Below are 13,407 nucleotides of genomic sequence, written 5' to 3'. Positions count from 1 at the left end.
GGTAACTATGATCTGCCAAAAACAAACCGCCTCTCCTGTTGGTGAATACCAATTAATAGCACAGACAAACCTTAATACAGAAGGGGCGGGTTGCCTCAGTATTCCTTACACTTCAGCCTTATTAAGGTGGCAGAAAATCTGATCTAACACAAAAGTCTATCATTCAATCATGCCCTTATCTTGCAGGTATTGTTCCCACCGTTCAACGCCCTCAGCATTACGTTCTGACTGATCAGCAATTTCAGGCCATACTTTTTCAATCGCTTCTTGACGCATTTCCTCAACCTTTTCATCACTTAAAGTAATAACTTCTCCACCGCTATCTTCCAGATCCTGCAGAGCTTCTTCGACTCCTTCAGCATGCATCTCGCTCGTTTTAAAATAGTTCGATTCAAAAATCTCATTGATCTTATCCTGCTGCCATTCATTCAATTCATTCCACGCGTCCTTATTGACGTAGATTTCCTGATGCTGAGCAGGGTTCCACCCAGGGAGCATCGCATAATCAATAACTTCATGAAAATTCATATCATTCATGCCGCCAGTGTCCCAAAAGGTTCCTTCAATCGTGCCTAAATCGATTCCTGAGTAGATTTCATCACTTTCGAAAGATACCGGTGTTCCTCCCATTGCTTCAAAGAATAATGCTTGAGGACCGCCAGCTCTAAGTTTTTTTCCTTCCAAATCTTCTAAACTGTTTATTGGAAAAGTAGTGAAGATAGAATTTGGTCCTTGATTTGCCCAGCCTACCCATTGCAGGTTTTCTTCATTGGCTGCTTCCTGTACAAGCTCACCAATTCGATACTCGTCATCTCCCCACATAGCCTCCCAGGCCTGTTCGGAGTTCTCTGCGCCCATTGGCATACCATAAGCGAGCATACCCTCAGGCATAATCCCGCCATAAACGGTTGCCCAGCCGGCATACACATCAATCGTCCCGTTACTGGCAGCACCAAAAGCTTCATTCCCGCTAACGATTGAACCGGCCGGAAGTAAATCAATTTCAATTGTACCTTCTGTCGCTTCTTCTACATCCTCAATCCACGGCTCAACACCATTCGCCCAGCCGGCATCTCCGGAATCAAAAGCAGGCTGGAATGTCCATTTGGTTACTTCTTCAGGGGGACCATATTCTTCTTCTGAATCAGACCCTTCTGCTTCTGGTGTTTCTTCAGCTTGGCACCCCGTTATAACAAGAACGGCAGAAACCAGTAACAGTAAAAATATAAGATACTTTTTCACCAATATAACCTCCTTTTCATATTTAGCACGTCCTGCCCCCTCAGACGATCAACGGCGCGTGAATGTTCAAGTTTTTGGAATGGTGAACCACCTCCTTTTTAAATTCGCTTTTGAACAAAATTACTTCATCGTGCTCGGAAGCCATGTTGCCAATTCAGGAAACAAGATTAATAATATTAAAGCAATGATTTGCAAACCGATGAACGGAAGAACGGAACGGTAAACGTCCCCCATCGTGACATCTTTTGGCAATATACTTTTGATCCAAAACAAGACAAAACCAAATGGAGGCGTCAAATAAGCAATCTGTATATTGACGATAAACAAAACACCAAACCACAGTGTACTTATATCCAATATGTTCAGGATCGGCACAAACAATGGCGTGACCATCATGATAATCGCCCAATCATCCATTATCATCCCGAGGAGCATGATAATGAGCATCATCATCAACAAAGCGCCCCATTCACCGCCTGGCATTGCCAAGACTGCCTGAGTAATAATGCCCTGGCCGCCAAGTGCGCTAAAAATATTGACGAAAAAGTTTGCAGCGATCAATATCCAAAAACCCATCCCAACAAGTTTGACTGTAAATATTAGAGAGTCTTTAACGATCTCCCAGGTAATGCTTCTGTACAGAACGTTAATAAGAAGAGCACCGCCGGCACCAAATGCCGCAGCTTCTGCAGGTGTCGCAACCCCTAGCCAAATGACGCCCAGAACAAGAAAAATAAGAAGAAGAAACGGCCAAATACCAGCTACAGCGCCAATTTTTTCCCGCACAGAATACCTGTTATCTTTAGGGATTGCCGGGCCCATGTGTGGCTGGATCTTACATCTTATGCCGATATAGATGACATATAAAGTGGACAAGATTAACCCTGGTATAATTCCGCCTAAAAACAAAGCACCTATCGATTCATTGGCAAGAATGCCGTAAAAGATAAAGGGGACACTTGGAGGAATGAGGGCGCCCAGTGCTCCACCGGCACCGATGGAACCTATCGCGATACCTCTGTGGTAGTTATACCGCATCATTGAAGGGTAAGCGATTTGTCCCATCGTAATCGTTGCCGGGGGTGTTACACCCGTTATAGCTGCAAAGATTGTACAAACTTGCACCGTGCCCATTGCCAAGCCTCCGGGAAGATGGCCAATTAATTTATACGCTGCATCATAAGCGTCTTGAGCAATCCCCGAATAACGAATAATATTGCCCATAAATATGAACAACGGCACTGTTACTAAAATATGTTGCCATGGCGTGGAAAAAAATGTACTGGGCGCAGCCGTCAACACCTCAGGAGCGAACAAATAACCAAACAGAGCCGCAGTGCCACCAAGTCCAAGGGCAACAGGCAACCCCAAAAATAAGACAACAAAAAGGCAAATAAACATTAATGATATGATGAGTATCGTGTCCAAATTATCCTCCCCTTACAGTCTCCTTTATCTATTACCGGGTATAGCTCTTAATAAGTTCTATTACTGTTTTAATTCAAACATTGCCGTTGTCATAATTCAATAGATTCCGAAAATTATATATATTAAGATTGTAGATAAACTTTATTAACTTTGCAAATGAATTTTTCGCTTAATCTTTAGCAAAAAGCTCTCTGCCACACACTAAGACAGAGAGCTCCCTTAAAACCTTACTGCACTTACTGCTTATTCCCCCACTCGCTATAATCCAGATGCTTATATTTATCCAGGAAACGAGTTGGCATTTTCAAGGCATCTTTTCGGAATGGCGGTGCCAGTTGCGTTCCATCTACATAAATGTTCAGCACGGCAGGTTTACGCTTCTTCAGCACTTCTTTGATTGTCGGTTCAATCTCCTCCGGTTTATCAATTGTGTAACCAAGTGCACCCATCGATTTAGCCACTTCGGCAAACTCCGGTGCTTCAATGTTTGACCCAACATACCGATCATCATAGTAGTCAACCTGGTTTTTCTTTTCAGCTGCCCATGATTTATTGTTGAAGACACAGGCTACCACCGGAATATTTTGTTCAACGGCTGTGCTCACTTCATGCAGACTCATACCCCACGCGCCATCACCAATAATTGCGAATACAGGAGCATCCGGTTCAGCCAGCTGTGCACCCAGGGCTGCCGGATAAGCAAATCCGGTGTTACCGAATGTTAATGCTGCAATGTGACGCCTCGTTTGATTAAATTTCAAGTAAGCATTCGCAGTTGACGACACGTTTCCGATATCCGATGAAACAATCGCGTTTTCCGGCATCGCTTTGGTCATTTCCAATAAAGCACGGCGCGGGTTAATTGGATTGCCATCTTCCATTGCCAAATCGACAAGTTCCTGTTCCCACTCTTCTTTTCGTTGGCTTATAGTCTGGAGACGTGCTGGGTTCTTTTCAGGCGTCGGCACCTCTGACTTTAACAGACGATAGATTTCATCACTTGCTGCTTTCGCATCACCGATAATACCCACTTCCACAGGATGCGTGCGGCCAATCTGGCGCGGGTTAATATCGATTTGAATAATTTTGGCATCGGTTGGGAAGTAATCAATATCATAACAAGGCAACGTGCCAAACTGTGACAAGCGTGTCCCGACTGCAAGCACGACATCCGCTTCCTGCAGGGAATACATCGCTGCTTTTGATCCCATATAGCCAATCGGCCCCACTCCCAAGGGATGATCAGCCGGGAAGGCATCATTGTGCATATAAGCTGTTGCAGCCGGCGCCTCTAAATGCTCGGCTACTTTGATGACAGACTCAACTCCATTGGCATCGACTGAACCCCGACCAGATATAATAACCGGTTTTTTGGCATTTTTCAGCAACTCAACAGCTCGCTCGATAGACGCTGGATCACCAATCCCTCGTTTATCAGCGCGGTATTGGTGCGGTTCGAGAATAACATCCTCCAATTCCCCATAGAACAAATCACGTGGAATATCGAATAGCACAGGTCCGCGCTCGGCATAAGCAATACGGAAAGCTGTCCGCAAGTTATCAGCAACACGGTTCTTGTTTGTTACCTGGACCGTTTCTTTTGTAATATCTTCAAAAATGGATACCTGGTTAGCCTCTTGAAACCCATCCAGTCCAATCGCATTTGTACCCGCAGAAGGCGAAATGACAACCAGTGGGCTGTGCGCCTGATTCGCGGCTGCCACTGATGTGACCATATTCGTGATCCCCGGTCCATTTTGCCCGACAATAACGCCCGCTGTGCCGGACACACGTTCATAAGCATCTGCCATATGCCCGGCACTTTGTTCGTGGCGCACCGGGATAAAGCGAATTCCGGCTGCCGGGAACAAATCAAGCATATCCATAAACGCTGAGCCGACAATTCCGTAAACTTCTTTAATATTTTCCGCGACAAGGGTTTCCACAATTGCCTCACTAGGTGTCATTTTCTGTTTCTGCTTGACTGCCCGCTCCATTTCCTCTGTTTGCTTGACCATTTTGAAATCCTCCTTTTTAATAACGCTTTAATTATCTTTGGATAACATTTGAATTTTTGCTTCCTCTTTTTTTCTAACGATACCTCGCAATGTGTCTAAAAACAGCTCTGTTGTTGACTTCAACACATGTTTTTTTCGGTGGGCAATATAAAAAGATCGTTTAAGCTTTATCTCACTGATGGAATAGGCTTTTAGCAGTCCCAGCTTCTGTTCCTTTTTAATCGCATTTTTGGAAATGAACGAAACCCCAAGTCCAGATTCCACTGCTGCTTTAATTGCTTCGGTGCTCCCTAATTCCATCACAATTTGCAAATCATTTTTCGTTAAGCCTGCTTTTTCCATATAATGATTCACAACTGAACGTGTTCCTGAGCCTTCTTCACGAAATATAAGCGGTGCGTTCTTAACTTGCTCGATTGTCAGATAGTTGTCTACTTCCGGAAAATAATCGGGGGCTGCAATTAATACAAGTTCATCCTCAAGAAACGGTTCAAGACATATCTGCTCATCTTCTATTGGAGTCTCGATCAGCCCCACATCAATTAATTGATCTTTAATGCTGCTGATAATCGCCTGGGAGTTTGCGATATTCACCTGTATTTGAATGAGCGGATACATTTCTTTAAATTGCTTGAGAAATTCCGGTAAAATATATTCACCGATTGTCAAACTGCACCCCATCCCTAAATCCCCATAAGTGGTGCGCTCCATGTCCGTAATCTCTTTTCGTGCAGCATCATTCATTTGGACAATTTCTCTGGCATATTTTAATAGAATTTTGGCCGACTGCGTCAACGCCACTTTTTTTGTTGTTCGCTCAAATAATTTTGTATTCAATTCTTCTTCCAACGATTTAATTTGTGATGTAATCGTAGGTTGAGTGACATACAATATTTTAGCCGCTTCTGAAAAACTATTCTTTTCAGCAACTACAATAAATGTTTTTAATCGTTCATAGTTCACATATATAACCTGCCCATCCAGCGCGCTTCGCCACAGCCAGCTTCTTTAAATACTGCGAATAACAGATTTGACGGTTTCAATGATGAAATCCAAGTCTTCCTCAGTACTCGAAAGCGGTGGTGCGATAATGAGGATGTTATTTCCTCCAGGCACGGTATCACCATTTTTTCCGATGATTAAGCCCTTTTGTTTACACGCGCCAACCACTTCATTCATTTTTGAATCTGACAATGGTTCTTTAGTCGACTTATCCTCAACCATTTCCATTCCCAGCAGAAAACCGACTTGCCGGACTTCACCTACATGTTTATGCTCTTGGAGATTACGCAATTCTGACAGCCTCGAATGGCCAAGTTGCCGTACACGATCAACAATCTTTTCTTTCTCAATAATTTCAATGTTTTTCAGTCCGACTGCACAGGCTGCCGGGTGTCCGCCGTAAGTTGAAACATGCCGGAAGTGATTGTCTTTTCCTTCTTGTTTAAACACCTCATAAATTTCAGCTTTCACCGAGGTGGCACCAAGTGGCAAATACCCGCTGGTCAGTCCTTTTGCCATCGTCACAATATCCGGCTGTATACCATTCGCATGCTTGAATCCAAACATTTCACCTGTGCGGCCAAACCCGGAGACAACTTCATCCATAATGAGCAGAACGTGATATTTCCGGCAAATTTCAGAAACCCGTTCAATATATTTCATAGATGGTATAATAACCCCGCCACCCGAAATAAACGGCTCCATAATCACAGCGGCTACTGTTTCCTCACCTTCCCAGCGGATCATTTCCTCCAGTTCATCAGCCGCTCGCATATCCTTTTCTTCTGAAGTGCCTGAAAACAGCGAGCGATAACTATATGGCGGCGCAACATGCAGGAAACCCGGCGCTGACGGATCGTATTTAAAACGACGGTTGGCCTGAGCTGTCGCACTCATGGCACCCAAAGTGGAACCGTGATAAGCCCGATAGCGCGAAATGAATTTATACTTTCCAGGATTGCCGGTCTGCTGGTGATACTGACGGGCTATCTTGAATGCAGTTTCATTTGCTTCAGAGCCTCCATTCGAGAAAAATGTCTGATACGCTGCGCCTAATAATTCGCTAAGTTTATTGGCCAGTTGAATAGCCGGCTGATGATTCATTGTCAATGGAAAATACGCGAGCTTCATCATCTGCTCAGCTGCCGCGTCAACGATCTCCTGTCTTCCATACCCCAGATTGAGACACCAGAGGCCGGAAACACCATCGAGATACGCATTGCCTTCTTCATCTTTAAACCAGGAACCCTCACCCGAAACGGCTACCGTCGGCTTAACATTCGGGTTGTATTTATGCATGGCATTCCAAAGATGCGATTTTTTTTCCTCTGCTCCCCTTTTCATTTCAACTTCTGCTTTCATTTAAATTCCTCCTTTCGTGAGATACAAAAGATTAAGAAACCGTTTCAATTAATGCGTTTTTCTACAAAGACATCCTGACCTTTAGTGGCAAAAACTGAAACGCCAGATTGATTTAAGAAGGCTCCTTTCATTGCTTTATCAGGTGGATATCAGTCTTTAATTGGGGCTATCCATCCCATTCCAACAAATTTAAAACATAAGGACATCCGTACCAATTTTGTTGGTTAGTTATAGTATATCGGATGCTGGACTCGAAATTCAATAATTTTTTGTTAATTCTGTTATTTCAAAAGGTGATAAGTTCTATAATATTTTTTTATTAATACGAATTTGGTGATGCGCAGTAAAATGAGATCGGTATAGAAATCAACCAAGCTTGCGCGATAATTGAATTTGAAAGTTATACATGTCACTGCGGTAATACGCTTTTTCAAATTCAACCATACTGCCATCACTATCTTTTATAACACGCTCAGCCACTAAAACATGCAGCTGTTTCGGAACATTTAGAAGGTCTGCATCCTCATCCGGTATGATCCCGCTTCCAATTGTTTGCGTCGCATCCGCAAACCAAATACCAAGCTCATTTTGTTGAATTTCATAAAGCGTCGCATCATTCAAATTATACTCAGCCAGTGCTTCCCCGATAGCAACCGGGTAGTAATGACATTCAATACCAATCGGGATATGATCGGCGAAACGAACCCGCTTAATAAAATACACTTTCTCCAGATTAATTTTTTCCTGTATATAAACTGGCGGCGTTAGAATGTACTGTTCAATCAATTTCGCGCCCGGCTTTCTCCCCATCTGCCTTATCATGTCGCTCGTACTGGTCAGATTGCCCAGCCATTGTTGAATTGGTTTAATGGATACAAAAGTGCCGCTTCCATGTCTTTTTTCCAAAATGCCCTCGCGAACCAGAAGGCTGACGGCCTCACGGACGGTGCTCCGGCTAACGTTATAGTGTTCCATAAATTCCCTTTCAGTGGGAATTTTACCGGTAAGCTCACCATTCGCTATTTGATTTTCAATAATCCTCTTAAGCTGCACATGTAGAGAGATCGAACTCTCGTCGTTTAATGGCATGACTCAAAACCTCTCTTTGTTGATGGAAAAACGAATATTGTAGTGATGTTGCGTTAAATAGCAAAAGACATACGTACCAATTTTCTGATACTAAAATCATACTCTATTACCGTGCATAATTCAATACTTTTATTCGCAAAATTCGGATTATTTTTCTGGATAAGGAAAGGAAAGGACAACTTCGTTTAACCAAAAAAATGATGGAGCGGATTACCTCCGCTGCCATCATTTTACCTTCTTACCGTTTTGCCAAAAACCAGCCATTTTTTAAATTCTCACGGTTGTAATAAAACCGCTCGTTGTCGTCATAACATATTTCGCTGCTCCGGAACATATTTCAAATTTCCTGCCCATGTTTCGCTGTTCCGGAACATATTTCCGAGTTCCGGCCGTTCCGGAACATATTTCCTCGCTCCGGAACATTTCTCGCCGCTCCCGCCCATATCGTCGCTCACTCATGGCGCATCGATGCGGGGGACAGCGATCCCGTCCCCATGTCCCGGCTTAATTCGATGATCATGACGCCCATTTTTTGTGTTTTTGGTTGAAAGACGGTTGTCACGCCATTTTTCTCGAGCTCGGCTGCGGTGACTTTTCCTACGGCTGCTGACAGAACACTGTCATTAAAGGCGGACGCAATTTCTGCCCCACCGCTTTCGTTAAAAAGATTTCGAACCTGCGTTTTACTCGTGAATACGACGACATCAAGCGACTGCGATTTAATCTGTTCCCCTAAACCTGCCAGCACATCAGGGTCCGGCTCCCGATACTGGTACGGCCTGGCAAGGTATACGGCATAACCTTGCCGCTCGAGTTGCGACTTTACCGCCACATCTTCCTGACTATACGCCTGTAAAAATAACCGCCTGCCATTACCATCACCCAATTGACCGAGCAGGTTGTCCATCGTGCCGTCTTCGGAAACCAAGTCAGCAACGATCGACTGTTGTTTCAGCCAATTGACGGTTTTGCTGCCGCGCACTGCCAGAGATACATCCTTGAGCTTTTCAATAAAAGCGCTGTGACAATTCAGATCGCTTGCCGCTTTTCCCAGCGTTTCCGCTCCAATTCCGGTTGTTAAAAGAACGTCGTCAAACGCCTCATCTATAAATTTTTGCACATCTTTGCAGCTCACGTTGTCGTTTAACCGCTGTTCCCCTTGAATTGGAAAATGGATTGGTTCACCGCCATTCGTTTTAATCAGTTTGGCGATGGCGTCACGATTTCGTGAAGCCGCAACACCGATTTTTTTACCTCGCAGCCCATTCATTGCGCGTCCTCCCCTTCAGGCTCATTTGCCAGCCAGTTGAGCATTATCTGCCGGTTGGCATGATGATAATAGTTTTCAGATAGAATTTGCTGCAAAATTAATCGCTGTTCATTTTCAGGGAGGCGTATTCGTTTCAACAGCTGGCGGCATTCATATAAAAAATCCACATACCCGGTCCATCTTTTGTCAAATTGCGCTTCCAAATCGCGCTTAATGTTTGCCGTAAGCATCGGACTGGCTCCGTTGGTCGAGACACTGAGCGACAACCGGCCCCGGTTAAAAAAGGAAGGAAACTGTGTATTCCCGCGCTCGGCATCTGAGGCATTATTTATTAAGGCGTTCGCCGGAGCTCTTGCAGCAACAAATTGATTAACCTCAAGATCGTTTGCCGCTGTCACAATGAGAAAAGCATCCGAGAGGTCACCGCCTGATACACGTTTCTGCCGCCAGTCCACAGCACCTTCTTGCCACAAAGTATAAATCGCTTCTGTTACATCAGGGCTGATCACCGTCAGATGAGCGCCGCTTTCCAGAAGCGCACGGATTCTGCGCTCTGCGACAGCCCCGCCGCCAACAACGATAACCCGTTTCCCATCGAGGTCAATCATGAGAGGAATGGCTGTCATAACCGCTTACGCTCCTCTCGGCGAAACAAATTCATCAAAGTGTACCGATTCATAGACGCGCTCCGCCAACGCCCGCTGCATAAGCGCGTGACTTCCAAGTTGGTTGCAGCAAATAAACTGCTTTTTTACAGCGACATTCACGGCACTTAATTTTTCCCGGATCGAACGCATGAGCACGCCGGTGAACCATAAATATGGCACAACAAAAACCTGTGAATGATCTTCCGCGATCGATGTTTTCAACGCCTCATCAAAAGTAGGCCCACAAGCAGCCAAAAAACAAATATCTACTTGCGCAAAACCCGTTTGTCGCCTAAGTTTGCCCCCGATTTCTTGAATATCCCTGATCGTGTCGGGATGACGGCTGCCGCGCCCGACAAGCATTATTTTCGCATCATCGTTGGCCGGGGCACCCGTTTCCTGAATCCGCTCGGCCAAAACATCGATAAACCGGTCCTGCACGCCGAGTGGCTTACCGTACGTCCAGTGAATATCCGGGTACTTTGCCTTGGCCGCACGGAGTTCTTCCGGTATATCGTGATAATAATGCCCAGCACTTAACAGCAATACCGGGATAACGGAAATCGCCGTGGCGCCCCGGTTGACGAGACGATCGATACCCTGTTCGACCGTCGGCGCCGCAAGCTCCAGAAAGCACATTTCCTGAAGCGGAAAATTAACATTCCCGATCACCGATTGGATGCATGACACCGCCTCTTGCCGCGCTTCCCGGATGCGGCTGCCGTGACTGACATATAGAATACCTTGCACGTCAATTCCTCCTCCCGACTATAAATGCTCAACCTGTGTTGGCTTCAAACCGGACCTTCTCATCCATTGCCTTCTCCTCAAACCACTGAAGCTTTTCCCGCAACCGCACAACCTCGCCAACAATGATCATCGACGGATTTTTTACTTCCGCCGCCTTTTCAACAATCGTTTTCAATGTGCCTGTCACGGTTTTCTGATCCTCAGTTGTGCCCCAGTTTACGAGTGCAATCGGCGTTTCGTTAGCCCGGCCATATCGGATGAGCTTCGCACAAATATCAGGAAGATTTTTCACACCCATATAAATACAAAGCGTATCCGCGCCCTGTGCGAGATGCTCCCAGTATTGTTCGGATAAGATATCCGGTTTGCTGACACCTGACACAAAAGCAACCGATGAGCTGTAATCGCGGTGAGTCAGGGGAATGCCTGCATAAGCAGGCGCTGCAGCACCCGAGGTAATCCCCGGTATTATTTCAAATTCAATAGCCTGCTGGCTTAACACATCAGCTTCCTCGCCACCTCTGCCAAAAATAAACGGATCACCGCCCTTCAATCGCGTTACCGTTTTACCTTCTTTGGCAAATTGACAGAGCAGCGCATTGATCTCGTCCTGTGCGAGTGAATGACGCTCGGGGAGTTTGCCGCAATAAATCAGTTCCGCACCCACTTTTGTATGCTCGAGCAATTCCGGATTAATTAAACGGTCATATAAAATAACATCCGCCTGCTGGATTGATTTTAATCCTTTTACGGTTATTAAGTCCGGATCACCGGGGCCTGCGCCTGTCAAGTAAACCTTTCCCATCGTTACACCTCTTTCGTTAAGCCTGACCGTTTTTGACCGGACATGCTTATTTTTTAACCGAGGCCGCCTTATGAAAGTCAAGTCCTGAATGAACTTCCTCAACGACGCCGGCGCGAATGACATAATCCCCAAAATGCTCACCTTTCTGCCGTTCTTTTGCATATTGAATCAAGAGCGGGCGGAGCGCATTCAAAATATCGTCTTCACCGATATTTTCCTTGTATAACGTGTTCAGTCGCTCGCCGGCAAAGCCACCGCCAAGATACATGTTGTACTTCCCGGGCGCCTTGCCGATAAGCGCGATTTCAGCGAGCCCGGGACGTGCGCATCCGTTCGGGCATCCCGTCATGCGAATGGTAATCTCTTCTTCACGGATGCCGGCTTCATCAAGAATCACTTCAATTTTTTCAAGTAACGACGGCAGATAACGTTCCGATTCAGCCATTGCCAGACCGCACGTTGGAAATGCCACACACGCCATCGAATTCCGCTTGAGCGCCGAATATTCTTTCCCTTCCGTAATGCCGTATTCTTTTAGCAATCCGTCGATTTTCTTCTTTTTCTGTCCGGTGACATTGGCGATAATCAGATTCTGGTTCGGAGTCAAGCGAAAATCGCCTGTATGGACTTTCGCAATTTCCCGCAGACCGGTCATAAGCGGATAATCCTCGGTATCTTTCACACGGCCGTTTTGAATGAACAACGTATAGTGCCATCTGCCATCGCCTTCCACCCAACCGTACCGGTCACCGTTATGTTCAAAGTTAAAATCGCGCGCCTCTTCCAAGTCCCATCCGAGTCGCTCATTCAATTCATCTTTAAACCAATCAACGCCGCCGGCATCAATCGTGTATTTAAACCGGGCATTTTTTCGGTTGGAGCGGTTCCCGAAATCGCGCTGAATCGTGACGACCTTTTCTGCTGTTTCGATGATTTTGTCTGCCGGAATAAAGCCGATCACTCGCGCCACTTGCGGATATGTGTTTGTATCACCATGTGTCATGCCCATTCCGCCGCCGACCGCAACGTTGAATCCTTTCAGCTCGCCATCTTCGAGAATCGCAATGAATCCAAGATCATGCGAATAAATATCAACATCATTGGAGGGCGGCACCGCAATCCCAATTTTAAACTTACGCGGCAAATATGTTTCGCCATAAATGGGTTCAGTCGCTTCTTTCGTATCAACCACTTTTGCATCATCGAGCCAGATTTCATGATACGCATTCGTTCTTGGCGATAAATGTTCACTCAGTTGTTTTGACCATTCGTACACTTCGGAATGAACCTTGGACTGGTAAGGGTTCGGATTGCACATGACATTCCGGTTGACGTCCCCGCAGGCAGCGAGTGTGTTCATTAACGTGCCGTTGATTTCCTGCATCGTCTTTTTCAGGTTCCATTTTAAAATGCCATGAAATTGAAACGACTGCCTTGTCGTCAGCTTCATTGTCCCATTTGCATACTTCCCGGCAAGGTCATCGAGGGTGAGCCATTGCTCAGGGGTCGCCACGCCGCCGGGTGCCCGCACACGGATCATGAACTGATAAGCAGGTTCCAGTTTCTTGCGGCGCCGGCCATCACGCACATCCCGGTCATCCTGCTGATAGCTGCCGTGAAACTTTAAGAGCTTTGTATCTTCCTCCGAAATAGCGGCAGTTATTCGATCCTCAAGCCCTTCCTTAATTGTCCCCCGCAAATAATCACTCTCACGTTTAATTCGTTCCATCACATCGAGCGGTTCGTTCATGTGAGGGAATTTATTGTCTGTCATGATCAAACTCCTTTCCTCAT

The 13,407-nt window shown here is 45.7% G+C and carries 12 protein-coding genes; all 12 read right to left on the bottom strand.

The window, feature by feature from the left end; all coding sequences use genetic code 11:
- Positions 1-159: 159 nt before the first annotated feature.
- The 12 genes from dctP to cysI all read right to left on the bottom strand — a co-directional run bounded on the left by dctP (position 160) and on the right by cysI (position 13,387).
- Positions 160-1,242: a TRAP transporter substrate-binding protein DctP gene (gene dctP / locus BMZ22_RS08830; protein WP_177183399.1), complete on the bottom strand. Its 1,083-nt coding sequence runs from the start codon at positions 1,240-1,242 to the stop codon at positions 160-162.
- A gap of 120 nt (positions 1,243-1,362) precedes the next feature.
- Positions 1,363-2,670 (bottom strand): TRAP transporter large permease, encoded by a 1,308-nt coding sequence (locus BMZ22_RS08825; protein ID WP_090084506.1) that lies wholly within the window; start codon positions 2,668-2,670, stop codon positions 1,363-1,365.
- Between the two features lie 236 nt (positions 2,671-2,906).
- Entirely contained in the window at positions 2,907-4,688 is a 1,782-nt protein-coding gene (gene xsc, locus BMZ22_RS08820) for a sulfoacetaldehyde acetyltransferase (RefSeq protein WP_090084504.1), read from the bottom strand.
- 27 nt (positions 4,689-4,715) lie between these two features.
- On the bottom strand, positions 4,716-5,651 hold the full coding sequence (locus tag BMZ22_RS08815; RefSeq protein ID WP_090084502.1) for a selenium metabolism-associated LysR family transcriptional regulator: 936 nt from the start codon (positions 5,649-5,651) through the stop codon (positions 4,716-4,718).
- Between the two features lie 45 nt (positions 5,652-5,696).
- Positions 5,697-7,052: an aminotransferase gene (locus BMZ22_RS08810; protein ID WP_090084499.1), complete on the bottom strand. Its 1,356-nt coding sequence runs from the start codon at positions 7,050-7,052 to the stop codon at positions 5,697-5,699.
- 366 nt (positions 7,053-7,418) lie between these two features.
- Complete coding sequence (locus BMZ22_RS08805) at positions 7,419-8,141, bottom strand: GntR family transcriptional regulator (protein WP_090084497.1); 723 nt, start codon at positions 8,139-8,141, stop codon at positions 7,419-7,421.
- Between the two features lie 267 nt (positions 8,142-8,408).
- Positions 8,409-8,600 (bottom strand): hypothetical protein, encoded by a 192-nt coding sequence (locus BMZ22_RS17100; RefSeq protein ID WP_218144037.1) that lies wholly within the window; start codon positions 8,598-8,600, stop codon positions 8,409-8,411.
- Positions 8,593-9,411: a uroporphyrinogen-III synthase gene (locus BMZ22_RS08800; RefSeq protein ID WP_090084495.1), complete on the bottom strand. Its 819-nt coding sequence runs from the start codon at positions 9,409-9,411 to the stop codon at positions 8,593-8,595. Before BMZ22_RS08800 ends, BMZ22_RS17100 begins: the two co-directional genes overlap by 8 nt.
- Positions 9,408-10,037 carry an NAD(P)-binding protein gene (locus tag BMZ22_RS08795; RefSeq protein ID WP_090084493.1) on the bottom strand — a complete coding sequence of 210 codons (630 nt, stop codon included), beginning with the start codon at positions 10,035-10,037 and terminating at the stop codon, positions 9,408-9,410. The genes BMZ22_RS08800 and BMZ22_RS08795 overlap by 4 nt, the downstream gene beginning before the upstream one ends.
- Before the next feature lie 6 nt (positions 10,038-10,043).
- On the bottom strand, positions 10,044-10,808 hold the full coding sequence (locus BMZ22_RS08790) for a sirohydrochlorin chelatase (protein WP_090084491.1): 765 nt from the start codon (positions 10,806-10,808) through the stop codon (positions 10,044-10,046).
- 28 nt (positions 10,809-10,836) lie between these two features.
- Entirely contained in the window at positions 10,837-11,613 is a 777-nt protein-coding gene (gene cobA, locus BMZ22_RS08785; RefSeq protein WP_090084488.1) for a uroporphyrinogen-III C-methyltransferase, read from the bottom strand.
- Between the two features lie 46 nt (positions 11,614-11,659).
- The gene (cysI, locus tag BMZ22_RS08780) at positions 11,660-13,387 is read right to left on the bottom strand and encodes an assimilatory sulfite reductase (NADPH) hemoprotein subunit (RefSeq protein WP_090084486.1); all 1,728 of its coding nucleotides are present in this window, start codon (positions 13,385-13,387) and stop codon (positions 11,660-11,662) included.
- Positions 13,388-13,407 lie beyond the last annotated feature (20 nt).

It is taken from the genome of Lentibacillus persicus, from assembly GCF_900112705.1.
GTDB lineage: Bacteria > Bacillota > Bacilli > Bacillales > Amphibacillaceae > Lentibacillus > Lentibacillus persicus.
Note: the sequence above shows the minus strand (reverse complement) of the source record. Positions and strands in the feature narration are given on the sequence as shown.

Excerpts from the sequence above, each read along its gene's own strand:
- BMZ22_RS17100 (WP_218144037.1), bottom strand. The coding sequence starts at position 8,600 with ATGAGTGAGCGACGATATGGGCGGGAGCGGCGAGAAATGTTCCGGAGC.
- BMZ22_RS08795 (WP_090084493.1), bottom strand. The coding sequence starts at position 10,037 with ATGACAGCCATTCCTCTCATGATTGACCTCGATGGGAAACGGGTTATC.
- BMZ22_RS08800 (WP_090084495.1), bottom strand. The coding sequence starts at position 9,411 with ATGAATGGGCTGCGAGGTAAAAAAATCGGTGTTGCGGCTTCACGAAAT.
- BMZ22_RS08810 (WP_090084499.1), bottom strand. The coding sequence starts at position 7,052 with ATGAAAGCAGAAGTTGAAATGAAAAGGGGAGCAGAGGAAAAAAAATCG.
- cysI (WP_090084486.1), bottom strand. The coding sequence starts at position 13,387 with ATGACAGACAATAAATTCCCTCACATGAACGAACCGCTCGATGTGATG.
- cobA (WP_090084488.1), bottom strand. The coding sequence starts at position 11,613 with ATGGGAAAGGTTTACTTGACAGGCGCAGGCCCCGGTGATCCGGACTTA.
- BMZ22_RS08805 (WP_090084497.1), bottom strand. The coding sequence starts at position 8,141 with ATGCCATTAAACGACGAGAGTTCGATCTCTCTACATGTGCAGCTTAAG.
- xsc (WP_090084504.1), bottom strand. The coding sequence starts at position 4,688 with ATGGTCAAGCAAACAGAGGAAATGGAGCGGGCAGTCAAGCAGAAACAG.